The 24,498-nt window shown below is 39.8% G+C and carries 20 protein-coding genes and 2 tRNA genes; 18 read left to right on the forward strand and 4 right to left on the reverse strand.

Annotated features, from left to right (window positions below; all coding sequences use genetic code 11):
• Positions 1 to 780: 780 nt before the first annotated feature.
• The 3 genes from F2B13_RS05775 to F2B13_RS05785 all read left to right on the forward strand — a co-directional run bounded on the left by F2B13_RS05775 (position 781) and on the right by F2B13_RS05785 (position 2,145).
• Positions 781 to 1,173 carry a hypothetical protein gene (locus F2B13_RS05775; protein WP_149276325.1) on the forward strand — a complete coding sequence of 131 codons (393 nt, stop codon included), beginning with the start codon at positions 781 to 783 and terminating at the stop codon, positions 1,171 to 1,173.
• A gap of 251 nt (positions 1,174 to 1,424) precedes the next feature.
• Complete coding sequence (locus F2B13_RS05780; RefSeq protein ID WP_149276326.1) at positions 1,425 to 1,643, forward strand: hypothetical protein; 219 nt, start codon at positions 1,425 to 1,427, stop codon at positions 1,641 to 1,643.
• A gap of 109 nt (positions 1,644 to 1,752) precedes the next feature.
• Positions 1,753 to 2,145 carry a hypothetical protein gene (locus tag F2B13_RS05785; protein ID WP_149276327.1) on the forward strand — a complete coding sequence of 131 codons (393 nt, stop codon included), beginning with the start codon at positions 1,753 to 1,755 and terminating at the stop codon, positions 2,143 to 2,145.
• Between the two features lie 93 nt (positions 2,146 to 2,238).
• On the opposite strand, the gene F2B13_RS20370 is transcribed toward F2B13_RS05785, so the two are convergent.
• Positions 2,239 to 2,409 (reverse strand): DUF6747 family protein, encoded by a 171-nt coding sequence (locus F2B13_RS20370; protein WP_198439726.1) that lies wholly within the window; start codon positions 2,407 to 2,409, stop codon positions 2,239 to 2,241.
• 1,539 nt (positions 2,410 to 3,948) lie between these two features.
• On the opposite strand from F2B13_RS20370, the gene F2B13_RS05790 reads away from it, so the two are divergent.
• The 15 genes from F2B13_RS05790 to F2B13_RS05860 all read left to right on the forward strand — a co-directional run bounded on the left by F2B13_RS05790 (position 3,949) and on the right by F2B13_RS05860 (position 21,031).
• Positions 3,949 to 5,226 carry a TolC family protein gene (locus tag F2B13_RS05790; RefSeq protein WP_149276328.1) on the forward strand — a complete coding sequence of 426 codons (1,278 nt, stop codon included), beginning with the start codon at positions 3,949 to 3,951 and terminating at the stop codon, positions 5,224 to 5,226.
• Positions 5,227 to 5,229: 3 nt separating this feature from the next.
• The gene (locus F2B13_RS05795) at positions 5,230 to 6,150 is read left to right on the forward strand and encodes an efflux RND transporter periplasmic adaptor subunit (protein ID WP_149276329.1); all 921 of its coding nucleotides are present in this window, start codon (positions 5,230 to 5,232) and stop codon (positions 6,148 to 6,150) included.
• Positions 6,147 to 9,146: an efflux RND transporter permease subunit gene (locus F2B13_RS05800; protein ID WP_149303570.1), complete on the forward strand. Its 3,000-nt coding sequence runs from the start codon at positions 6,147 to 6,149 to the stop codon at positions 9,144 to 9,146. The genes F2B13_RS05795 and F2B13_RS05800 overlap by 4 nt, the downstream gene beginning before the upstream one ends.
• Positions 9,147 to 9,908: a patatin-like phospholipase family protein gene (locus tag F2B13_RS05805; RefSeq protein ID WP_149303572.1), complete on the forward strand. Its 762-nt coding sequence runs from the start codon at positions 9,147 to 9,149 to the stop codon at positions 9,906 to 9,908. It abuts the gene before it with no gap.
• A 196-nt stretch (positions 9,909 to 10,104) separates the two neighbouring features.
• On the forward strand, positions 10,105 to 10,779 hold the full coding sequence (locus F2B13_RS05810; RefSeq protein WP_149276332.1) for a response regulator transcription factor: 675 nt from the start codon (positions 10,105 to 10,107) through the stop codon (positions 10,777 to 10,779).
• Between the two features lie 11 nt (positions 10,780 to 10,790).
• Positions 10,791 to 12,038, forward strand: a complete 1,248-nt coding sequence (locus F2B13_RS05815) for a sensor histidine kinase (protein ID WP_149276333.1) — start codon at positions 10,791 to 10,793, stop codon at positions 12,036 to 12,038.
• Between the two features lie 105 nt (positions 12,039 to 12,143).
• The gene (locus F2B13_RS05820; protein WP_149276334.1) at positions 12,144 to 14,561 is read left to right on the forward strand and encodes a TonB-dependent receptor domain-containing protein; all 2,418 of its coding nucleotides are present in this window, start codon (positions 12,144 to 12,146) and stop codon (positions 14,559 to 14,561) included.
• Positions 14,562 to 14,675: 114 nt separating this feature from the next.
• Entirely contained in the window at positions 14,676 to 15,152 is a 477-nt protein-coding gene (locus tag F2B13_RS05825; protein ID WP_232623019.1) for a PepSY-like domain-containing protein, read from the forward strand.
• A 252-nt stretch (positions 15,153 to 15,404) separates the two neighbouring features.
• Positions 15,405 to 15,608 (forward strand): hypothetical protein, encoded by a 204-nt coding sequence (locus tag F2B13_RS05830; protein WP_149276335.1) that lies wholly within the window; start codon positions 15,405 to 15,407, stop codon positions 15,606 to 15,608.
• Between the two features lie 18 nt (positions 15,609 to 15,626).
• Positions 15,627 to 15,911, forward strand: coding sequence for a hypothetical protein (locus F2B13_RS05835; RefSeq protein WP_149276336.1), 285 nt, complete (start codon positions 15,627 to 15,629; stop codon positions 15,909 to 15,911).
• Between the two features lie 344 nt (positions 15,912 to 16,255).
• Positions 16,256 to 18,241, forward strand: a complete 1,986-nt coding sequence (locus F2B13_RS05840) for an LTA synthase family protein (protein WP_149303574.1) — start codon at positions 16,256 to 16,258, stop codon at positions 18,239 to 18,241.
• Complete coding sequence (locus F2B13_RS05845) at positions 18,238 to 19,125, forward strand: diacylglycerol/lipid kinase family protein (RefSeq protein WP_149276338.1); 888 nt, start codon at positions 18,238 to 18,240, stop codon at positions 19,123 to 19,125. The genes F2B13_RS05840 and F2B13_RS05845 overlap by 4 nt, the downstream gene beginning before the upstream one ends.
• A 128-nt stretch (positions 19,126 to 19,253) precedes the next feature.
• The gene (locus tag F2B13_RS05850; protein WP_149276339.1) at positions 19,254 to 19,835 is read left to right on the forward strand and encodes a phosphatase PAP2 family protein; all 582 of its coding nucleotides are present in this window, start codon (positions 19,254 to 19,256) and stop codon (positions 19,833 to 19,835) included.
• 98 nt (positions 19,836 to 19,933) lie between these two features.
• A complete protein-coding gene (locus F2B13_RS05855; protein WP_198439822.1) occupies positions 19,934 to 20,431 on the forward strand; it encodes an HD domain-containing protein in 498 nt (165 codons plus the stop codon).
• A gap of 30 nt (positions 20,432 to 20,461) precedes the next feature.
• Positions 20,462 to 21,031, forward strand: a complete 570-nt coding sequence (locus F2B13_RS05860; protein ID WP_149276341.1) for a phosphatase PAP2 family protein — start codon at positions 20,462 to 20,464, stop codon at positions 21,029 to 21,031.
• A gap of 664 nt (positions 21,032 to 21,695) precedes the next feature.
• On the opposite strand, the gene F2B13_RS05865 is transcribed toward F2B13_RS05860, so the two are convergent.
• The 3 genes from F2B13_RS05865 to F2B13_RS05875 form a co-directional block, all read right to left on the reverse strand.
• Positions 21,696 to 21,770: transfer RNA gene (locus tag F2B13_RS05865), tRNA-Pro, on the reverse strand.
• Between the two features lie 38 nt (positions 21,771 to 21,808).
• Positions 21,809 to 21,892, reverse strand: a tRNA-Ser gene (locus F2B13_RS05870).
• 489 nt (positions 21,893 to 22,381) lie between these two features.
• Positions 22,382 to 24,430, reverse strand: coding sequence for an HD family phosphohydrolase (locus F2B13_RS05875; RefSeq protein ID WP_149276342.1), 2,049 nt, complete (start codon positions 24,428 to 24,430; stop codon positions 22,382 to 22,384).
• Positions 24,431 to 24,498: the final 68 nt, after the last annotated feature.

Raw genomic sequence — 24,498 nt, forward strand, 5'->3', positions numbered from 1 at the left:
AGGCAAAGGAAACATTAAATCGAGGATTGGTTGCGCTGCCTATAAAGAAGGGAAAGAGCCTTCTTCCATTAACGCACAACAGAGATTATTTCGATTTCTTAAGTAGTAAGCGATTGGATTCGAGGTTAGTTAAAATCATTAGGATTACATGTTGCTAAAATTTTATAAATCCCCTTGTCGCCTCCGATACCTTACGAAATTGTCCGCCGTTTAATAAGAGCGTTGACACTTCTGGGGTGACTTTAACGGTACCTAGTCAATTCAGTGATTGTCCGCGTGCTGATGGCGGTAGGTATGGCTACATTTCGATATGAAGGGCCGCCTTATTGGTGGCTTCTTTATTTTCTAAAGGCCTGGATTTAAATTTTAAGCTTTTCAAACAATCGGAATTAGTTCCTTATTTAGAATTAATTCCAATATTTAAAGGCAAGCCTATCGAGCTTGATAAAATAAATTGAAATCTTCATTAGGGATCCGACCATGAAGGCTTTTCCTAATACCAAGGTCGAAAACTACGCCGGAAGCTAAGAGCTGGTCGCAAAGGACATATATACATTTCAACAACACTGATATGAAGCGAAATGTACCAAAAAGTGAAAGGTGTTGCTCACCTTATTTGAAAAATTCATTTGGACTTACAAGAACTTCAAGTGTAGCCGACACTGCTATTATTTCGGCAAGGCGGTTGAAGGGTGTAAAGAATGAATACAGTCAAAAAATTAGGCCGATAAAACCCTATTAATTTTAGTACATCTCTAAATTGAACGAAATTTAAGGTGCATGGCAAACTACCAACTTCAAATTCGTGAAATGAACGAATATTTTAAGAGTACAGGTCATTTCACTATAGAGGCCGTCAGGGAGCGTCCCTTTAGAGAATTCCATGTGTACGAGCAAGACGGGTGCAACAGGAGAGCTTTCTACATCAAACATATTTTAGAAAATCTGGAGAAAAACGCTAACCTAAAAGACGAATTACAAAAAACGCGCAAGGAGGTCATCAGAGAATACTTCTACCACCAGGCGTGGTTGGAGCTTCAGGTTCCGCCCACAGTGGGCGATTCCCACAAGAAATCTCCCTTAGAAGAAGCTCCAAAATGGTTGCTTGATAGCCTAATAATCTATTTCGAAATGGCGGAAAATGTTATTGAAATCTTTAATAAATACAGCTGAAATCATATTGTGGAACTCAAAAGCCATTATAGCGTGATTCGCTCCTTGGCGAAATTGTCGAGGACGAGAATCTGTTCTATTACAAAACACACGGTCACTGGTTTTACATGGAGGTTGAAATTGACGCTGTTTTTGTGCCCACTAGAGGGATGAACCCGGCTATGAACGGAAAAAGATTGGAGAAATATACCGATCAGCTCGATGGAGATATATTGGAATAGAAGGATATTAAAAATCCCCAATTCAGGAAATTGAAGCTAATCAAGAATATTATCTTGGGCATGTGGGACGAGGATTATTTTCGGGATTACTTCCAGTACTACCGAAATAACATAGATTCCGAAATATCCATTAAGGAATATGCCAATATGGAGATGAAGACCTTACTGAGGGTCAAAGATCCGCATATTGACCTGAGACGCAATAGGAGGAAATATATGAAAATACCTACAAAGGTGGTAAGGTCCTGAAAACCAACTCATTCGTAAGCCTGTTTTTGATACATAAAAACTCAATTGTGTTAACATTTTCATAATTATTTCAAAACAAATTGTTAATTTTGGGCTGGTTCCCCCACTTATGAACAAAGTCCCCATTATATCGGCCCTCTCGGCCTATTTTGACAGCACAGGCTATTTCCGCCCAATTTCTTCCTTGAAGGGGATAACGAGTCTATTTAACCACTTTAAATACGTGGGTTGGTTAGAAAGGGATATCTATATCAGGCAAATTTTCGAATGGGTCGAGATCAACAATGAACTGGCAGAGGAAGATCGTCAGACGACCGAGGAGGTCATAATGGAGTTTTTCAATTTGCAGGCATGGACGGACCCGCATTTGCAATTGGACCGAAGCGGAAAATTGGACGAGATAAATCCAGACGGCCTTTCCGAATCAGATAGGAAAAAACTACAGGGTTACATGGAGATGGCCAAACAAGTGGCGGCCATTTTCAAGAATCATGGTTGGTAATGGCCCAGAATGATATTATTAGGGAGGCCGCCAATAGAACCAGTACAATTAATAATAGCCTATTTATCTTCTTTTCGACCACCTCCCCAAGTTTTAATCAAAGGCAAATCCGGTTACTAGCCTGAATAGAAATGCGTAGAGGACAACCATGAACATGGCCAACGTAAACCATGTAAAGACTTTGAAGTATTTCTTGACCAAGAAATTACCGATATTCCTGAATCCTTCCGCATAAATGTTCTTGATAAGTAGTAATGTTTTCATAGAATCGGGTTTAAATTTGATACAAAGCTAAAGGGGAGTCGGGCTGCCCCAATTCAAATTCCATCCAAGTCTCATAAAATCGATGAACGGCATGGCGAATTCATTTCATCGGATAAATTGACCCAAGACCTGAGGTCAATAATGACAGATGGTCGATATTAAAGGAAAAGACCATTATATAACCCATTACGGGCGAACAAGCTTTGATTGCGGTATTGACCAAATTGTTGAAACAGGCAATTCGCATTGCAAAAAACCGGAATACGCTAGGATTGAAGTATGTATCGAAATTGAATTAAAAAAAATTGTTTTTTAACTCAAATCTTTGTTGTGCACTGATATTTTTCCTTAAAATTCACCCTATATTATTTAATCTAATTCAAGATATTCTCTGTCTGGTCCTATTAGAAATATATGTTTCAATTCAAGCCCATGAGTTTGAACCAATCGCATTGGATTAATTATTTCAGCACCTACATTTAGGGCTTTTTTCAGTGCTTTTATCGATATTTAAAACATCAATTCATATATGCTGGAATATAGCAGAACGAGCTAGAATTTTAAATTGTTTAAATATTTTGATTAGTAGGGCCAAGTTTGGAATAGTAAAAACTTTATCATCAAAATCAGCAAGTGTATGAGGCATTTAAAACGGCCGGTGTATAGAACAGCTCTTCAGAAGTGAAAGCTATTACTCTGGCAGTCCCATTTATGGTCTCTTTTAGCAGTTTCGTTAATTGAGCTTTTTTGGGACACCACAAATTAGTTCAACATGAACTTAGATTTCAGCGTCAAACATATCCCGATGTCCAAAAATGACTTTCAAGGTTGTCGTCCGAATTCCCCGAGAACTTGGAAGAAAAATTTCAATAAATACGGGGGTTGGGCAAACTAATGAGTAAAACAGGTAACCGATTAGGACTCGCTGAGAGTATATTTCGGTATGATTTGAGTAATTTTTAAAAAATTAAAGCTCTGATAATCAGAGCTTTAATTTCAATTCGTCGGGGTGGCAGGATTACAACCTTACCCTATAATTATTTGTATATCAATTAGTTGCAAATTCAAAAACTTAACTGTTGACCGATTTGTTGACGCAATTTTAAATGAACGTAAAGTAGGATGACTTACTTTCTGATAGTTTAAAGATATAAAAAGAATCAGATGCTCAACTAAAAAGTATGCTAACTCAAAAATAGTTTAACAATGAGCAACCACGATTTAGATTAAAGAGACGACTACAATCAACGTGCCGTTGGTAATAGGACTTGCCTAAGAGCGTCCGAATTTAAAATCAACCAATACATTTAATTTCACATAAAATGACTTCTTTAAACCAACTTTAGATTTGACAATTATATTTACCCTATTCTCAACTTTCAATTAAATATTTTTAGTCCTGCAACGGGAAGTGAATGGCATAGCGCAGCAAGTCAACACACTTCCCTTGTCAGGCACAAATAACCTACCTAATCTTTTCTTTAGAACTTCTTTAGATTTCCCGACTACTTTCGCTACGTAATAATCAAATTTTTACAAATGAGGTATTTGGCTTTTTGGCTACTGCTTTTTACAGTCACATTTTCTTTAAAAGCGCAAGAAGTCGAGTTGAAGTATTTCATCTCGCAGGCAAAAGAGAATCTTCCTGTTCTAAGAGAGAATTACAACCTACAGAGAATAGGCGAAATACAGAACGATATCATCATCGCTCAGAACAAGGCATTTCAGGTCAATGCAACCTCTGAAGTACAGTTCGCTCCTTATTTCAATAACAATGGTAGGATTATCGATGTTACTACCACACCCTCTCCAAGGGCTTATGGTTACGATGTTGGTATTACGAACGGCGGACTCTATTCCGCACAATTGAACGTAACCAAAAACCTTTTCAACCAAAAGATGGTCGATAATCTACTGTTCCAAAACAAGGTGCAAAATAATACCCTTTCCCTTACGGCCGAGGAAATAGAACATAATTTGGTCAAGAATATTACCGATGCCTTTATCATTGCTTATCAGCTGCAATTACAGAAAGACTTTACGATTGAAATCTTAAAAGATCTTGAAAACCGATTGAAGGTCGTCGAACTTCTGGTAAAAAGGGCAGTCTTGATGGAAAGCGATTACCTATTATTACAACTGGACATTGATTCGAAAAGATTGGAGCTTCAACAAATCCGTAATAATCTTAAAACGGCTATTAATCAATTGTATAGTTTGAGCGGATTACCCTTGACCGAAACTGATAGCCTTTCACTTCCGGAATTGATGACTACAAATGCTCCAATAACCAATTTTTACCAACGAAGATTCGAAAATGACAGCTTACAGGTGGTGGCAGACCAAAAGGTTTTTGAGAACCAATACAAACCTCAGTTAAGCTTGTATGGGAATACAGGTCTAAATGCCGTGGAATTGAGCAATATAGACAAGAGGGTCGGGCTAAGTGCCGGATTGCGTTTGACCGTACCGATCTATAATGGGAAAAAGCGGAAGTACAATGCCGAGCAAAACGAAATCAAAAAAGAAAACCTTGAGTTTTACAAGGAGAATGCAGCGGTACAATTGGAAAATAATTTAAAGAGCATCGAAGCGCAACTGACCTCTTTGGAAGAAAATATGCAGGTAATCGAAAAACAACTACAAAAACAGCAGAATGTACTGGAGATTTACAAAGGTAAATTGGTGCAAGGGCAGGTATCCATCGTCGATTACCTGAACGTCATCCAGAACTACAAATTAAATGTTCAGACGAAGTTGCAAATGCAGACCAATCATTGGCTATTGCAGAGCCAATATAACTTTATAAACTGGTAATATATGGAACACAGATACTTAATGAAACTCCCGATCTTCATGGTCTTCCTGATAACGTGGTCCTGTAAAAATAATGCGGACAACATTCCGGATAAAAAAGCGCCTATCAGCGTTCAGGTGGCCGAGGTACAGCAGCATGATATAAAGGAATATCTTACATTCAATGGGGTCACTCAATTCCAGAAAAAGGAAAACATCCGCTCCAATGTTACCGGTTATGTCTCTTGGATGAAATACAAAATTGGGGATGCCATCCGAACGGGACAGACTTTTGCTACCGTCCGTACCAAAGAACAGGACGCGTTGAAGGAGGCCGTAAAAATAGACAGTTCCCTATCCAGATTCGTAAAGCCCCAAAGTATTCAGAGCAATGCTACAGGAGTGATTACGGTTCTCAACGTGACCAAAAACGACTATTTGGCCGAAGGCGATATTCTGGCCACAGTGGTACAACCGAAGTCATTGGTCATTCAAGTAAACGTACCTTATGAATATGAGGATTATGTTTCCGTCGGCTCCGAATGCGAAATCGTTTTACAGAATGAGAAATCTATTCCTGCAAAGATTACCGGTACGTTGCCAACAATAGATCCGGTGGCCCAATCGCAGAGTTTCTTGATTGCGCTTCCGAACTTAGACCTGCCGGAAAACCTAAACGTTCAGGTACGCATGGTTTATCGTGAGGATCAAAAAGCGATGGCCGTTCCTAAAGCTGCAGTACAAACCAATGAACTACTGACGGAATTCTGGGTCTTGAAGTTAACCCATGATTCGATTGCCATAAAACATCCCATAATCCCGATGCTGAAGAACGATTCACTGGTGCAGATTCATTCCGTCGGATTGCAATTAGGAGATAAGGTAGTTACCGAAGGTGGTTATCAAATGCAGGATTCGACCATCGTAAGCGTAAAAAAACCATGAACAACATTTACTCAAAATATAGGTTCCCGTTACTGGCCATTGGTATCTTGATTTTGATCGGGGGTATCTTTTCATATAAAAACCTCAAAACAGGTCTCTTCCCGGATATAACCTTTCCAAAAATCAAGGTCATCGCTGATGCCGGTCAACAACCGGTGGACAAGATGATGACTACGGTAACCATTCCGTTGGAAAACATCATCCGACGTACCGAAGGCTTGCAATATATACGAAGTACCACTTCACGGGGAAGTTGTGAGATTTCCGTTTTTGTGGATTGGAGCACCGACATCAATACGGCAAAATCGCAGATCGAATCCTTTATCAACCAATCCCAGGGGAGTATTCTACCCAATACCGTCTTTTCGGTGGAAAAAATGAACCCATCCATACTTCCGGTTATGGGCTATTCCTTGGAAGGCGAAGGACTTTCTCAAGTGGACCTGAAAAAAATCGCCAAATATACGGTAAAGCCGTATCTAGCGGCAACGCCGGGTGTTTCAGACATTGCGGTCATCGGCGGTAAAGACAAGGAATATCAGGTCGAGCTACGTCCCGATATCATCAAATCGTTGGGCATTTCGATTTCGGCCATTCAAAATGCCGTGGTCAATTCTAACTTATTGCAATCCAATGGGTACATTACCGATTACAACCGTATGTACCTTACGCTGACCGACAATGCGGTCGATGACCTGAACGATCTGCAGGAATTGGTCATCATCAATAGTCCCAATCGTCTGATTCGATTAAAGGATGTTGCCGATGTAAAGGTCAACGAGGTCAAGGAATACGTGAAGATTCTGGCAAACGGAAAGAACGTCCCGATAATCGCGGTCGTAAAACAGCCAAATGCCAACCTTATCGATGTCAACAATACCATCGAGCAAAAGGTGGCTGAACTGGCAAACATTTTACCGAAAGGGGTAAGCCTAAAACCGTATTATAAGCAGGCAGATTTTGTTACAACGAGCATTGCAAGCATAAAAGATGTACTGTGGATAGGATTGGCCTTGGCTTTATTGGTCGTGATTTTCTTTTTGCGGTCCTTTTCAGCAAGTATGGTAGTACTGTTTACCATTCCCGTTTCACTGTCCCTTACATTGATTGTGTTGGATGCCATTGGTTACACCTTCAATATTATGACTTTGGGGGCGGTAGCTGCGGCCATTGGTTTGATGATCGACGACGTCGTCATCATTATCGAACAGATTCATAAAATTCGGGAAGAGAACGATGACAAGCCAATGAGCTGGGTTGCGGGAGAGGCAATAGGCCATTTGTTTCCCGCCATGATTGGATCATCTTTGAGTACGCTAGTCATATTCATCCCTTTTATTTTGATGACGGGCGTTGCCGGAGCCTATTTTCAAGTGATGGCCTTCAGTATGATTATTGGGTTAGCTGCCTCGTTTTTGGTTACATGGTTACTCGTTCCCGTATTGTCCATACTATTTACAAGGAAAAAAATCCTGAAACGAAAGCATGAACCAAAGACGAAATGGATTCACAATGTTTTAGAGAGACCCATTATCGGCATTGTATTTATGGTGCTTTGTATTGCTATTATCGTAATCATTCCTTCAAAACTACCTTCAGGGTTTTTACCCGAAATGGACGAAGGAAGCATAGTGTTGGATTACAACAGTCCTGCAGGCACAACGTTGGAAGAAACCGACCGCATGTTACAAATTGTTAACGGTATTTTGGATACCCAACCCGAAGTAGCGGCCTATTCCGCCAGGTTGGGTACACAAATGGGATTTTTTATTACCGAACCGAACCGAGGCGATTATTTGATAAAATTAAAGGATAAGCGAAGCAAGACTACTACGGAGGTTTCGGATGAAATACGTCTTCGAATAGAAGAGGTAGTTCCCCAACTGACCATTGACTTCGGTCAGGTCATCGGAGATATGTTGGGCGACTTGATGTCTTCGGTACAACCCATAGAGGTCAAAGTGTTCGGAGATGATGTAAACCGACTGCAAATGTTATCCAAAGAAATTGCCATGGAAATAGAAAAGGTCAACGGTACCGCCGATGTCAATGACGGCTTAATCGTTGCAGGGCCTACCCTTTCCCTGATTCCCAATGTTCCTGTTTTGGCTAAATTCGGTATGACCCCTGCCGATTTTCAGCTGCAGCTACAGACCCAGATAGAAGGAACGGTGGTCAGCAATATGATTGATAGGGAGCAAATTGTAGATATCCGCCTGATCTATCCGGATGCCTATAAGACTACTGTTTCCGATATTAAGAACACCTCGATTCTGCTCCCTACCGGGTTGAGCATACCTCTAAATAAAGTAGCTACCGTTGTAATGGGCAAGGGCGTAGCCGAAATCAACCGCGAAAACCAAAAATCGATGGGCGTGGTCACGGCGAGATTGAACAATCGGGATCTGGGTTCTACTTTGAAGGATATACAGGCCCAATTGACCAAAAACATCAGCCTTCCTTCCGGTTATAGTATTGAATATGGGGGAGATTACAAAGACCAGCAAAAAGCATTTAAAGAACTATTGATGATTTTGGTGTCCGCCATATTATTGGTGTTTATTGTCATTCTATTTCTATTCCGAAAAATAAAGATTGCGTTGGCCATTATTGTAATCGCCATTTTAGGCGTGGCGGGCTCGCTTCTGAGCCTCTTCTTGACAGGAACACCACTAAATGTTGGTAGCTATACGGGAATTATTATGATCGTGGGCATCATCGGTGAGAATTCCATTTTTACATATAGGCAGTATCAAGAAAGCAATAATTCATTGAGCCATGTGAAGAAAATCGAATATGCCATAGCTGCAAGGCTAAGACCCAAATTAATGACGGCATTTGCAGCTATAATGGCCCTGATCCCCTTAGCTTTGGGAATAGGTGCAGGTGCGCAGCTACATCAGCCTTTGGCCATTGCCGTAATAGGGGGTTTGGCCTTTGCCTTACCTTTATTGCTAATTGTACTACCAATAATTTTGAAACTGATAAAGGAATAAATGAGTATAGGAATCGCTTTATCTGGAGGTGGTGCAAGAGGCGCAGCACATATCGGGGTACTCTATGCCCTGAACCAAAATGGTATTTATCCCGATCATATTTCCGGTTCAAGTGCGGGTAGTATTATAGCCGCCCTATATTGCTATGGATACTGTCCGAAGGAAATTTTGGAATTGTCACATGAAAAGTCATTTTTAAAGATTTTTAAAATAGGCCTTCTCAACAAAGGACTGACAGAACTAACATACTTAAGGGATTTTTTAAAAAGCCATATCGATGCAAACGGTCATAGAGAACTATTAACCAAATTACACGTTTGTGTTTCCAATATTAACTCGGGAAATTTTGAAATTATATCAAGCGGCGATTTTATAGAACCACTTTTGGCTTCCTGTGCACTTCCCCTTTTATTCAAACCTGTAAAAATGAACGGTAATATTTATGTGGATGGCGGTCTGTTAAACAATCTTCCGGTTGAACCCTTGTTAAAGGTATGCGACAAGATTATTGGTTCTAGTGTCAGCCCCCATGAAGAACAAATGGAGCTAAAGGGAATGAGAAATATTGGGACGCGCTGCCTTCAACTTGCCATTTGGAATACTGTCCTGCCCCGACTTAAGCACTGCAATGTTGCTTTGGAAATCGAAAGGAGCTACTCTTATCGCCTGTTCGACCTTAAGAAGTCCGACGAACTATTTACCATTGGTTACGAGACCACAATGGCCAGGATGCCCGAAATAAAGAGAAAATTAAGCGGTTGAACAAACAACGGAATACCAATCATTTTGAAGAAAGTTGTAAAAACATTTTCTTCAACTCGATACTTCCCGGCACCCCAATTACTGGAAAGAGAATTTTTTACAGTTTAATGGTCAAATATGGTCTGGGTTATTTAAAGAATCATTCTTTAGATTTCCCTTAGAATCGAGCCGTATCTTTATGGTACAAAAAACACAAATGAAAATTCTTATTGCAGAAGACGAGATTGATTTGCAACAATCCATAGCTACCTATTTGGAACGGGACGGTAACGTATGCGAGGTTGCATCCGATTATAATGATGCTGCCTACAAAGTTGATCTTTATGAATACGATCTTATTTTATTGGATGTCAATTTAGTGACTGGCAGTGGTCTAGATGTACTGAAAAAACTCAAAAAGGATAAAAGAGATGCTGGGGTTATCATCATTTCGGCCAATAGCTCGCTTGATGACAAATTGGATGGACTGGACTTGGGCGCCGACGACTATATTACAAAACCCTTTCATTTGGCAGAACTTAATTCTCGGATCAAGGCGGTGCTAAGGCGGGGCAAATATGGTGGCGACGATACCATTACCTTCAACGAAATCATGGTCGATACCAAATCGCGAACAGCATATATCAATGGTAGGGCACTATCATTAACCCGAAAAGAATATGATCTTTTGGTCTTTTTTTTAACTAACCAAGGGAGGGTACTTTCCAAAGAAATTATCGCCGAACATTTGTGGGGTGACAACAGCGACCTTGCCGATAATTTTGACTTTATCTATGTACATATCAACAATTTGAGAAAAAAAATGACCGCGGAAGGCGCCAAATATATCAAAACGGCATACGGTAGCGGCTATAAATTTATAGCGGACTAATATTGGGAAAAATGATGAAAGAAGTACGATTGATAAGGAAGGCCTCACAAGGTTTTTTGTTAACGAGTGCTCTCTTGATGTTACTCAGCACGGTTGCGCTTTATTTCTACGTGAAGCAATTGATGCAACAAGAGGTAGAGGAAGAACTTTTTTCCACACAGGCCAGGATAGAAAGTGCCTTACAATTGAGCAAACCTCCATTTTCACTGCCGCCAGTACTCGAAGTTGAACAAGTTCCCGAAATGGGTACCGAAAAAGTGAAGGATACTATCATTTATGATCCCTCACAAAAAGAAATGGAAGAGTTTAGGGAATTGGTCTCATTTAAGAATATCAACGGTAAGAACTATAAGATAACGGTTCGGAACCTCATTGTGGAGTCGGAAGATATCCTTTTCGCCATTATTCTTTCCTATCTCCTTATTATCCTGTTAGTCATTTTGATACAATTCTACTTCAATAGGGAGAAAAACAAAAAACTATGGGCCCCGTTTTTTAGAAACTTACAGGCGATGAAAACCTTTTCGCTTTCTTCCGACACTCCCATCCCCTTGGAAAAAAGTCGTATTCTCGAATTCAATGAGCTGAACAAAGAGGTCATGATGCTTACCAACAAAGTGAGAACTGACTATAAAAACCTCAAACAGTTTACAGAAGATGTTTCGCACGAATTGCAAACCCCACTCGCCATTATCCAGGCCAAAATCGAAAATATTATCAATGGCGACCATCTGAATGACATGCAATTTGAGCATTTGACCTCCATACAAAAAGATATTCAACGCCTAACGCAGATGAACAAGCGACTGACCCTATTGACAAAAATCGAGAATAAGCAGTTTGTAAACCTGGAACAAATTAATATTACGCAACTTATCGAGGAAACCGTTCAAAATTTTCATGAGATATCCAATGCGGAGATCGAATTTTCCGTTATGGACAAAATAGGGGTTAGAATGGACGTCCATTTGGCCGAAGTACTCTGTAACAATCTTATTTCAAATGCCATAAAATACAGCCCACAAGAAGGTAAAATCGAAGTATCCGCTAAGGAAAATTCCCTTACGATCTCGAACAAAGGCATACAGGCATTGGAACATCCAGAGATGTTGTATTCCCGGTTCTATAGGGAATCTGAAACCGTAAAATCCACAGGATTAGGTCTGGCCATTGTAAAACGCATCTGTGAACTTTATGGATTCACAGTTGTTTATAGTTTCGAACAAAATAAGCATGTATTTTCCATTAAGTTCAAATGATAATTGGATGGCTATTTTGATACTATCCACAGTGGCTTGGGAACTTTAGATTCCCTTTAGTTTTCAACCGTATTTTTGGATTATTAATTGATAAAAAGTGCAAGAATGCCGAGAATTTTATGCTCATTTCTTTTCCTAAGTACATTTTCATTCCTTTTTGCACAAGAAACCATAACCGTCAGCGGCCAATTGTTCGATGGCGAAACGAAGGAAACCTTGCCCTTTGCCAATGTGGCCGTACATACTTTTGAGGACAATACTTTAATAACCGGTGCGATAACCGATGAGGAGGGTAGGTTCGAAATACAGGAACTGCCCGTTGGCAAATACGAAGTATACTTTTCATTTATCGGGTATACGGGTGCACAACAGACCTTGTTGGCCGGGGGCTTGAACACCATATTCGACTTGGGAAAAATCGAACTGGCCCCATCTGCCGAAGCTTTGGAAGAAGTAGAAGTAGTCGGGAACGAAGCGGCCACGAATTCCGAGTTGAACAAGAAATCGTTTAATCTGGCTAATAATATTGCACAATCCGGTGGTTCCGTTTTGGATGCCATGAAGACCATGCCGGGAGTCGCCTTCGACCAAGAAGGTAAAGTGGTACTCCGCGGAAGCGATAAAGTAGTAGTGCTGATTGATGGTAAGCAAAGTAGCCTTACCGGTTTTGGTAACCAAAAGGGGCTGGGCAATATTCCAGCATCCAACATCGAGAAAATCGAAATCATCAATAATCCGTCCGCAAAGTATGATGCTAACGGCTTTGCGGGTATCATTAATATCGTTTACAAAAAAGAAAAGCAGACCGGCTTCAATGGCGATATCGGAATGTCTTTTGGCTTGGGCGCTTTGGGGAAACGAAAACCCGATACCAAGACGGATCTTGGTAGTTTTTCGGTCAACCCGAAACTGATTCCCAGCGTCAACCTAAACTATAAGAAGGACAAGATGAACTATTTTCTACAATCGGAATTTATTCTTCAGGAAGCGCTGCCCAATAACGAATTTACGACCCGTAATTATGATGATGGTCGAAATATTATTTCTCAGGTCCCCGAAAACCGAAAACAGTTCCGTTCAATCATCAACGGTGGTATCGATTACGACCCCGATGATAACAACAGTTTTACCTTTTCAGGCCTTTATGATCGGGAAAAACATATCGACACCGCCCAGGTCGCGTTTATAGATTTGAATGCCAATGCCCGAAACCGTTTCTACAATTGGCAGGAGGAAGAAGTAACCCGTTATATCAATGCGGCAGTGAACTACCGACATAAATTTGAGCAAGCGGGACATACTCTGAGCGCCAACGCCCAATATACGCAGGGCCTTGAAGACGAGACCTATTCCCTGAACGATAGTTCGGCGGTTCGTATCGGGCGGGACAAAACGAATATCCGGGCCATAGAGAATACGACCAGTGTTTCCACCGATTATGTAAGGCCTCTAAAAAATGGGCGTATAGAACTAGGTGCCAAGCTCAGGATACGAAGATTGCCGGTCGACTATACCATTACACCGGGCAACAATTCTATTATATATCCGGATTTGGGCTCTTTTTCTGATTGGGGCGAGAACCTCTACGCAGGCTATGTTAATTATCTTTTGGAAAAGGAAAAATACGATGTGGAAGCGGGACTACGTGCCGAGCAGACTGATGTGTTCTACAATTTAGACCCTGTGAACGTATACTATCCCAACAATGACAAATACGACTATTTCAAACTCTTTCCTAGTATTCGGTTTACGTATAAGCTGAACGACAACAACAAAATTTCCGCGTTCTATAATAGACGAATCGACCGACCGGGGGAACCCGAACTGCGCATATTTCCAAAATATGATGATCCCGAACTTTTGAAAGTGGGCAATCCGTATCTGCGTCCCCAGTTTACCGATGCTTTTGAATTGGCGCATAAATATTCATGGGGTACCGGCTCTCTTTTTTCGGCACTTTATCATAGAATTATCAAGGACCAGTATATGCGCATTTTCGCTATCGATAATTCCAATCCGGATTACGATATCGTAAACCGTATCTATCAGAACACAGGCAGTGCGACTAATACAGGCATAGAGTTTTTGTTAAGTCAAGATATTTCCAATTCCTTTAAAATTTCGGCCACGGCAAACTATTATATGAATGCCATCGATGCATATCAGGGTTCGTTGCTCTTTCCTTTTGAACGACCCTTCTCGATCGAGGAATCCTCGGAAGGGGCTTGGGATGCGAAGCTGACCAGCGAATTCAAATTACCTTGGGAAATTTCTGCACAGCTGACGGGGGTATACTATTCCAACAGAAATATCCCACAGGGCGAACAACTAAGCCGTTCTTCAATCGATTTTGGACTTAAAAAGAACATTTGGGAGAACAAGGGCGAACTCACGCTTGCCGCCACCGATATCTTCAACACGTTCGGTATTCGACAAGAAGTGTATGGAGCGGGTTTTACCGCTCTTTACGAGAATTACTACGAGACCCAAATCATCCGGGCAGGCCTAAAATATAAGTTCTAGCCAAAGTTTTGTTAATTGAAATTCCCTTTAGAATTGCTTTAACCCATCTTTAGATTTCGCCACTACATTTACCCTGTAATTTAAGCACAATTAATAATAATTAAAATACTAGAAATGATGAAAAAAATAAAAATTTTAGGAGCGGTACTCTTTGCCGCTACAATTGGATCAAGTATTTACGCTTTCGGTACAAGCGAAGATGCTCCACAAAAAGTTAAAGATTCTTTCGCCCAAAAATTTCCATCAGTAAAAAAAGTCAAGTGGGACAAAGAAAATGAAACCGAGTGGGAGGCTGAATTCAAAATGAAAGGTACTGAATATTCTGCCAATTTTTTAGAGGATGGCACTTGGCAAGAAACTGAGCATGAGATAAAAAAGAATGCAATTCCAGCGAAGGTCAAAACGACCTTGGACACCGAATTTACCGGATACAAAATCGAGGAAGCCGAATTATCAGAGACGGTAAAAGGTTCTGTTTACGAATTCGAGTTGGAAAAAGGTAAAGAAAAAATTGAAGTGAACATGGATTCCAATGGTAAGGTAGTCGATAATAAAATGTCCAAAGACGTGTACAAAGATGATAAGGATTAGGTGTTTTTCATAGTTTGAGTTTTGATTGGTTAGTTGAAAATGGTCGGATGTAAATTCCGACCATTTTTATAAGATCTTTATGCCGATTCCTACAATACCAGCTTCTAGTTGAATCGAAATGGGAATAATTTAATGTCATAGTGATTCTTTATACCTCTCCATTAACAAGAGAATTGCTTTAGATTTCCTTCAGGTCAGCTTTAGGATCATCTTCTAAATTTCCCCTACACTATTGAAACATATCACAAGAATATGACAAATAAGGCAGCATTGGCTAGTTATCACAAAATATGCCCTAAAAAGGCACTGCTACTCTATTTGTCCCTATTTCTGGTGCTGGCATGCGCACAATCGGTTCCCAAAAAAGCAAACGATAATTTCTTGAAAAAGTTTAAAGGCGCAAAGGATATCGAATGGAAAAGAGGGCCTAAAAGTGGTTGGGTGGTTTCCTTTTAAATGGAGAAGTTTTATTATATGACTGCGCACTATACTTCATCTGGTAATTTTGAGAACTTTGAGATTGCTTTACACGGCAAAGATGTTCCCCAAAATTTGGTTCAAAGGGTTCAAAATTCATATCCGAATGCTACTATAAGCGATGTGTACGAAATAAATGGGGAGCGTACTTTTGGGTATATTTTTGAGGTAATCGATAACGGATGGCTTTTTGGATTACGGTTCTCCTTGAATGGAAGTATGAAAATTATTCCCTATGACGACTTTAGGTTCCGGTCTCGAATTAAAATTGAGAACGATTAACATTATTTCAATTTGAGTGTATGGGCAAAAAAGAAATGCCTAGCGCCACACCTATAAAAAGTATTCAATCCTAATTAGAATATCCCCGCTTTCCCATTCATCAAGCAACGACAATGTATTTTTAGAAAGGGGATTAAAAATATTGCCATAGCATGAACAATATTATTCGGCAACCCTGAGGTAATTCGCAAGACGGTAACAACTAACTCCATTCATAAATAAACTGTAACTGAAACCTAGTAATTTACATGAATAAAACTAGTATTATGTAAGAAATCAGACCTCATTTAACTTTAACTTTCCTTTAGATTTCAAACCTACTTTTGACCGCAAATTCATGTAGAATGTGGTCTAGATTGTTCCCTAACCGTTTCGCCTTGCTGAAGGCATTCGTGGTTCTTTTTATATCAGTTTCCCTTTTGGTCAGGCTCAGTTTTCTGATTTGGGATTTTGACGAGGTTGATAGCAATATTTTCAGTCTTTTACGGACGATAGTCACTGGATTTCTTTTTGACATTGGCACAGTTTCCATCTTTACCATTCCGTATTTGATTTATCTAATATTTTTTCCAGTCCGATGGTACGGGTCTTTGGCGGACAAGATCATTTCTGTTTTTGGATTTTTCTTGGGGGTACTCATCATTTACTTTTCGTTTTTCGGCGAGTTTACCTTTTGGGACGAATTCCAGCGACGGTACAATTTTATTGCCGTAGATTATTTGATCTATACGTATGAAGTCGTCAAGAATATCAACGAGTCATATCCATTGCCTATTTTGCTAGGATCCTTATTGACATTAGTCGCTTTGACCCTTTTCTTGACTTCTAAATTCGGGTATTTCCGAAGAACATATAAAAATGAAACAAATTTCAAGGTGAAATTTGTGGCTGCATTACCTTGGTTTGCGATTGCCCTGCTTTACGGTCTATTCGTTTCTAACGATCAGGCTGAATGGTCAGAGAACCGCTATAACAATGAACTTTCCAAAGCAGGCATCTATTCTTTTTTTGCCGCCTTTCGTAATAATGAATTGGCCTATACGGAATTCTACAGAACCATTCCGGAAGACCAGGCATTTAGCAAGATAAAACGAACCTATGTGGCAGAAGGCGATGTGTTTGTACATGCCGATAAAAAGGAGATTCTACGGGAAATCCGTAGTTCTGACAGCATTCAAAAGAATCAAAGACCCAACGTGATTTTTATCTGCATCGAAAGCTTGAGTGGAAAATACCTGAATGCGTTGGGCGGGAATTTTAACATCACACCCACTCTGGATTCTTTAGCCAACGAAAGTATATTTTTTACCAATCTCTTCGCAACGGGTACGAGAACTGTAAGAGGCATGGAGGCCATTACCCTTTCTATTCCTCCCACACCCGGACGCAGTATCGTGAAACGCAAGAACAACATAGGCATTTTTACCATCGGGGAAGTGTTCAGGAGTAAAGGCTACGAACGAAATTTCTTTTATGGCGGCGATGGCTATTTCGATAATATGAACACCTATTTTGGAGGAAACGGTTTCAATATCATAGATCGAGGGAGGGGGTTTTTATTGGATAAAAGTATTACTACCACTCGAACCAATATCGGGGACGATGAAGTAACTTTTGAGAACGCTTGGGGCGTTTGTGACGAAGATATCTATAATAAGGTCATTGAGGAGGCCGATAAGGCACATGAGACGGACAAACCCTTTTTCGATTTTGTGATGACGACCTCCAACCATAAACCTTATACCTATCCTGAAGGAAAAATTGATATTCCTTCCGGAACTGGTAGGAACGGGGCCATCAAATACACCGATTACGCAATCGGAGAATTTCTAAAAGCCGCACGGACCAAACCTTGGTTCAAGAATACCGTTTTCGTCATCATGAGCGATCATTGCGCTAGCAGCGCCGGTCGTTGGGAACTCGATGTACAGAACTATCATATTCCCGCCCTGATTTACAACTTGCCGAATTCGAAATCACGGAAAATAGACAAATTAAGTTCGCAGATTGATATGTTCCCGACTCTTTTTGCTATGCTTGGATGGGACTACGAAACGAACTTGTTCGGCAAAAATATCCTCGATATGAAACCTGAAGACGAACGTGCCTTTATAGCCAATTACCGAAAGTTGGGCTTTTTGAAAGACAATAAGGTAGTGGTATTAGGAGACGGTAAAACGGCCAACTTTTATCAGTGCAACCCTTCGGACAATAGCTTGAACCCACTACCTATGGACAAAGGCTTTTTGGAAACGGCAATTGCAAACTATCAAGTGGCCGACTATCTCTATAGTAACGGAGGGTTGCGGCTGAATTCCCATAAAAAATGATTAACATCCATTTTATTGTAAACCCCATTGCTGGAAGAGGTAAGCCAGATTTTGTCCAAACATTTATCGAATCATTTTTTATCGGAAGTCTTCATAGATTGACTATAAAATATTCGGAGTATAAAAAACATGCCATCATCCTAACGATGGAATCAATAGCCGAAAAGGCGGATATCATAGTTGCTTGTGGCGGCGATGGCACCATTAACGAAGTAGCATCTTGTCTGGTAGACACTTCCATATCATTGGGAATTCTTCCTATGGGTTCGGGCAACGGTTTGGCCTCGAACTTGAAAATTCCCAAGAACCTTCGAAAAGCATTGGCCATTATAAAAAATCAGCACACTATAAATATAGATGTGGGTAAAATCAATGAACGCTACTTTTTTAGCAATATGGGTATCGGATTTGATGCCAGTGTTATCAAACATTACGAATCTTCTCAGAAAAGAACGCTGTATGGCTATGTTAACGCCTGCCTCACATCCTTTCGGGATATTAGAAAAAATAAGGATCTGTCCGTGAGCATTAATGACATGAACAGTTTGGTAAATCCCTTCATCATCTTGATTTCAAATTCCAATGAAATGGGATATAATCTCAGTCTTACACCCAAAGCATCGCTACAAGATGGCCTTCTGGACATACTTATAATTACCAAGATCGGTAGGCTAAAAATGTTTTGGTTGGGGTTTTTGATACTGTTCAGAAGGGTGTATTGGTTAAAGGAGGCCAAGAGCTTTCAAACCAAGGAACTTCAATTGTCCAGGAACAACGCTACACATTTCGAATCACAGATCGACGGGGAACCTCATAAAATCGAAAGCGGGATGTTGCAAATTTCCATCAAGGAAAAATCGTTGCGCGTACTGGTCGCCCGATAGTCCTTCCCACTTAAATTTTCAGGAAAAGGAACACTTTAAATTGTCTTAAGAATTGAATACTACTTTGGTATTGAATTTCTTGGGAAAATCAGTTTAACGAAGACTCTCAAGATTTAAAAAACAGGTAGATGTCAGGATATTATTTCGATTTTAAAGCAAAAAACGTTTTCAAAATAAGACCGTACGTTATTGTACTTGTATTTCTGCTTTTTGTTACGGGCAAATCGCTCGCACAGAGCAAGGCAATAGAAACCGCCGGAGACGTACTCCTTTTTACATTGCCCACGACGGCCCTGACCGGCTCTTTGATAGCCAAGGATTACAGGGGCACATGGCAATTTACCAAAGGCGCCTTGCTCAATCAGGCCGTGACCATTGGTCTAAAATATTCACTAAACAAAAATCGTCCATATGGTAATGGGGACAGGGCCTTTCCCTCTGGACATACATCGACCACTTTTCAAAGTGCAGCTTTTATCCAAAGGAGGTATGGTTGGAAATTTGGGGTTCCTGCCTACGTATTGGCAAGCTTTACTGGCTATAGCCGTCTCAACGCCCAAAAACATGACGGTTGGGATGTGCTGGCTGGGGCAGTAATAGGTATCGGTAGTGCGTATCTGTTTACTACTGCCTATCAAAAAGAACATATGGAACTCTCTTTTGCAAGCGATTCCGACAGTTTTGCCTTAGGCTTTATCTATAAATTCTAATGATGAAAAAATCAATTACAGAGGCAGTCAAACATTGTAAATGTATTATTGAAAACAGCCGTTGTAATGAGTTGCCATTCCACAACTTGCAACATACGATGGAAGTCTTTAATAATGTCAATAAAATAGCGGAATATGTTAAGGTCTCCCACAATGAACTTCGACCAATACTTCTGGCTGCATTGTTTCATGACACTGGCAATGCAATAAGGTTTCAGGGACACGAGGAGGTAAGTGCCGCATATTCCAAACTATATATGGAAAAGAATGGATATGATGAAAATATCATCAATGAGGTCCATGATTGTATAAAAGCAACTAAGTTACCTCAAATTCCCATTAATATTGGCGAAAAAATCATTTGCGACGCTGACTTATTTCATCTAGGTACAAAATCATACATATCAAAGAACGAACTACTGCGTGCAGAATGGGAAAAATATCGGAAAATCAAATATTCTGATAAGGAATGGGACGCTCTTAATATCAACTTCTTGGAGCAGCACCAATACTTTGCCAATTATGGAATGGAAATACTTGAACCCGTAAAACAGGAAAATATTAATAAGCTTAAGCGACATCTTTTTAAAGCTTAGTTTGAATGTAGTAATCAATTATTGAATTTTATGAAACCCATAATTTTATCCCTCTTTTTACTAGCCCTTAATAGCGTCAATTCTCAAACTATTGAATCGCCTAAAGAAATTGCCCTGGAGACCAACATTGAAAAAATTGGTGATTATGCACAATTTGCGCCCACGGCTCTTTCCTTAATAACTGTTCTGGCAAAAAAAGATAATAAAGGCTTTTGGCAATTGACAAAATCGGCAGGTGCTAATCTAACTGCAACTTGGATTTTGAAGTATGCCATCAATAAACCACGTCCAGAAGGTAGACTGGATGGCCATGCGTTTCCCTCAGGGCACACCTCTTTCGCTTTTGAAGGGGCATCATTTGTACAAAAACGCTACGGCTGGAAATATGGTGTTCCTGCTTACTTAGTAGCGGGTTTTGTAGGATATAGTAGACTTGAAGGTATAAATGACCGTCATGACGGTTGGGATATACTCTCTGGAGCTTTGGTAGGAATTGGAAGTACTTATTTGTTTACAACACCCTATGCTAGAGATCATTTTGAACTGTCTTTTAAGAGCGGAGGTGGTGATTATTTGGTTGGTCTAAATTATAAATTTTAAAAAGTTAGAATACCACGCTTAAATAGTGTACTTACCTTATATTAAAATCACAAATTTCTAAGGTCAATAGTTATCCAATCGGTTGTTTAAATTTAAATTTTTCATTACCCTCAGCCCATTCCCACACCATTCCTATACTCTCCATTACGGGTATTAAGCTTCGTTCACAATTGTCTTGGACACAATCCTCGCTTTTCACTTTCCATTCCGTTAACCCTTCCCGATGCTCTTGAAAGGAACACTTCATTGCAAACCAAAACCATGAATTTAGTCCGCATGAACTGAAATTGATATGTGGTGTTTTGTTCCGCTTCAAGAGGTTTTAAATTTCACTGCCTCAAAGTGTTTAATCTACGACCCGAACTGCCACCATATCCTTTTTTTTGGCAAGTTGACAACTATGGAGTATTAATCACCCTTGAAATAAACTCACTCAGTAAAATAATAATTAACAAAAAATATAATAGTTCAAATCCATGTTCCCCGACGACTCAAACGTTAAAGGCCTTTGTTTAAACCGCTTTTAAAAGGTAAGATTAAAATAGTACACGTAATAGGACACGTTCGTTATGAAATTTGTACTGATTTGCGGCGTTTTCAAGGTGTTTCAGAAAATAGAAAACCCTGATAATCAATTGATTATCAAGGTTTTAAATAGTCTTTGTCGGGGTGGCAGGATTCGAACCTGCGGCCTCCTGCTCCCAAAGCAGGCGCGATAACCGGGCTACGCTACACCCCGAAATAGCCTAACGGCTATAACATTTCAAAGGAAAAAAGCGGAGAGACTGGGACTCGAACCCAGGCGACACTTACGCGTCGACAGATTAGCAATCTGCTCCGTTACCACTCCGGCACCTCTCCTATAATTTCTTAAGAACATCGCTTAGATCGCTCTATGGCAAAATGCGGATGCAAATGTACTTTTTACAATTCGAGATCGCAACATTTTATTCTCTTTTTTTGCCCCTATTTTTAATCTTCCTTTTTTTGAAGAAAAATTCAGGCATACTTCAAAAATATTAAGAAATGTTTTTCAAAAAATAGTTAAAGCTACCTATCTTGACAATACGATTTGAGAGTTTATCACTTTGATTGATTTCATTTGATCATTTTTCAACCTAAGAAAACATGAATTCTATTCTATGGAAGACCATACGAAAGCAAACACCCCGATTTACGATAAATTGCAGCGTGCCACTCTTTACTCGTTTTCTTTGACATTGTAAAAACTCGAAAGAAGAGTTCGATTTTGAAAAACACATCTGATGCGTATTAATTTCCTCTGAATGATAAATTGGAAAGACTCGGGCAAGAAATAGCTTCAGAATAGAATGGGTCAACACTTAAGTCCTATTCGGGATATTCGACCCTAAGATGGTAGATGTTGGTCAATTTTTGCTTGAATACCTTTTTGATGATTTCAATCTCCTTGAAGGTAATATTGGCATTTAGAAATTGATTGCCTTGCATTTGACCTGAAATAATTTTATCAACGAATTCATCTATCATACTAAAAGTAGGATTCTTGAGGCTCTTTGAAGCTGCCTCGACAGAATCTGCCATCATGAGAATAGCGGTTTCTTTTGAAAATGGAATGGGCCCAGGGTATCTGAAATCAGATTCATCGACTTCTTCATTCAGTTCTTGTTGTTTTTTGAAAAAATAGTACACAAAGGTGGTACCGTGATGTGAACGAATAAAATCAATCACCCTATCGGGTAGATTGTTCTTTCTTGCTAATTCAACGCCCTCGATGACATGATTAATAATGATCTTTGCACTATCCCTTGGCGACAACTCGTCATGTGGGTTTACATTGGTAATTTGATTTTCGGTAAAATAGGTCGGATTCAACATCTTTCCGATATCGTGGTACAGTGCTCCTACCCTTACCAGCATCGCATTTGCCCTAATCTCGTTGGCCGCCGCTTCTGCGAGATTCGCTACCTGCAACGAGTGGTGAAACGTACCAGGTGCCTTATTGGAGAGTTCCTTTAAAAGCTTGGAATTCGTATCGGATAGTTCGAGCAAAGACACATCCGAAACTAGACCAAAGACCTTCTCATATACATAGATCAAAGGTTGAACAAATAGGGTAATCATTCCGTTCAAGAAAAAAAGACCCAAGGTAAACCACTCGATATTGTTAAGGTCGCCTTCATGTATTGTGTGAAAAGCCAGATAGCCCACCACATAAATCAGGGTAATCTGTCCTACTGAAATAAACAAGTTGGCTCTTTTGTACAATTCAGATACGGTTAATATGGTCACAATACCCGCAACAATTTGCAAGAAAATATATTCGAAGCTATTGGGAACGACAAACCCCAAAATAAGAACGGTCAAAACATGCACGAAAAGCCCCAACCTTGCATCAAAAAATGTCTTAAGAATTAGAGGGAGAATACATAGGGGTATGACAAAAACATAAGATTCATCATATTTGACCATCATAGTGGTCACGAATACCATTAACAATATGTTGAAAAAAATGAAGGTGACCTTCGTATCATTTTCAAAAATTTCGGTACGATATCTTTTGAGAAAAAGAAAAAGCATTATCAAAACCAGGGCTACAAGAACCGTATATCCAAAAAGGATAAAATAGTAATTATTGACCGTCCAAAGCTCTGATTCATATTCCTCCTTAAGGGAATTCAAAATATTAAGGTTCTCGCCTTCCACTACTTCTCCCTTGGCTATGATAAGTTTTCCTTCATCAATAGTACCACGGGTATATGAAATCTTTGCATATTCGTCTTCCAAAGCTTGTGCGGTTAGGCTCTCATCAAGAAAAATATTGGGACGAACCAGTTCGAAAAACAATTTCTGTAAGCTACTGGAATACGTACTCAATTTATTGGCCCGTAGCATTCCTTCTATAATATTGTCTACGCTCTGTAATCGTATTAATTGATTTACAGGAAACCGCTGAGCTTCGTTATTGTGGATGAGATAAACCTCTTTTCCCACAAACTTTGGAGATGATTTTTTTAGGATTCCAACTTTATAGAGACTATCTAAAATATCCGTACCAACGGACTTGAGTTGAGCCATTTCCCCGGGCGAAGACATAACATCTGAATATACCTCTGGAAATTTCTTCTCAAAATCACTATATACTTGGCTTTTTATCGAATCGTTATATCTATAGTAGCTGGCGAGGTTTTTACGAGCTTCTTCCTGCTCACTCGAAATTTCAGCCTCACTTTTTTTGATGGAAAAATCAAATGGAGCATATAAATTATCGTATTGCCAGGGCTTGCCCTTACGAAATTCATATTTGAATTTACCACCCCTTGGAAAGAAGAAAACGATACAGGCCACTGAGACCACATATAAGAAATACTTGTAGATCAGGGATTGATTTCTAAAAAGACTATCCAAGAATTTTCGCATAGGGCAAGTATCTCTGCTCCAAAAATAGAAAAATATATACTTATCCAAGGCTTTTGATTACTATATGA

Origin of the sequence: Pareuzebyella sediminis (genome assembly GCF_008367235.1) — a bacterium.
Lineage (GTDB): Bacteria > Bacteroidota > Bacteroidia > Flavobacteriales > Flavobacteriaceae > Pareuzebyella > Pareuzebyella sediminis.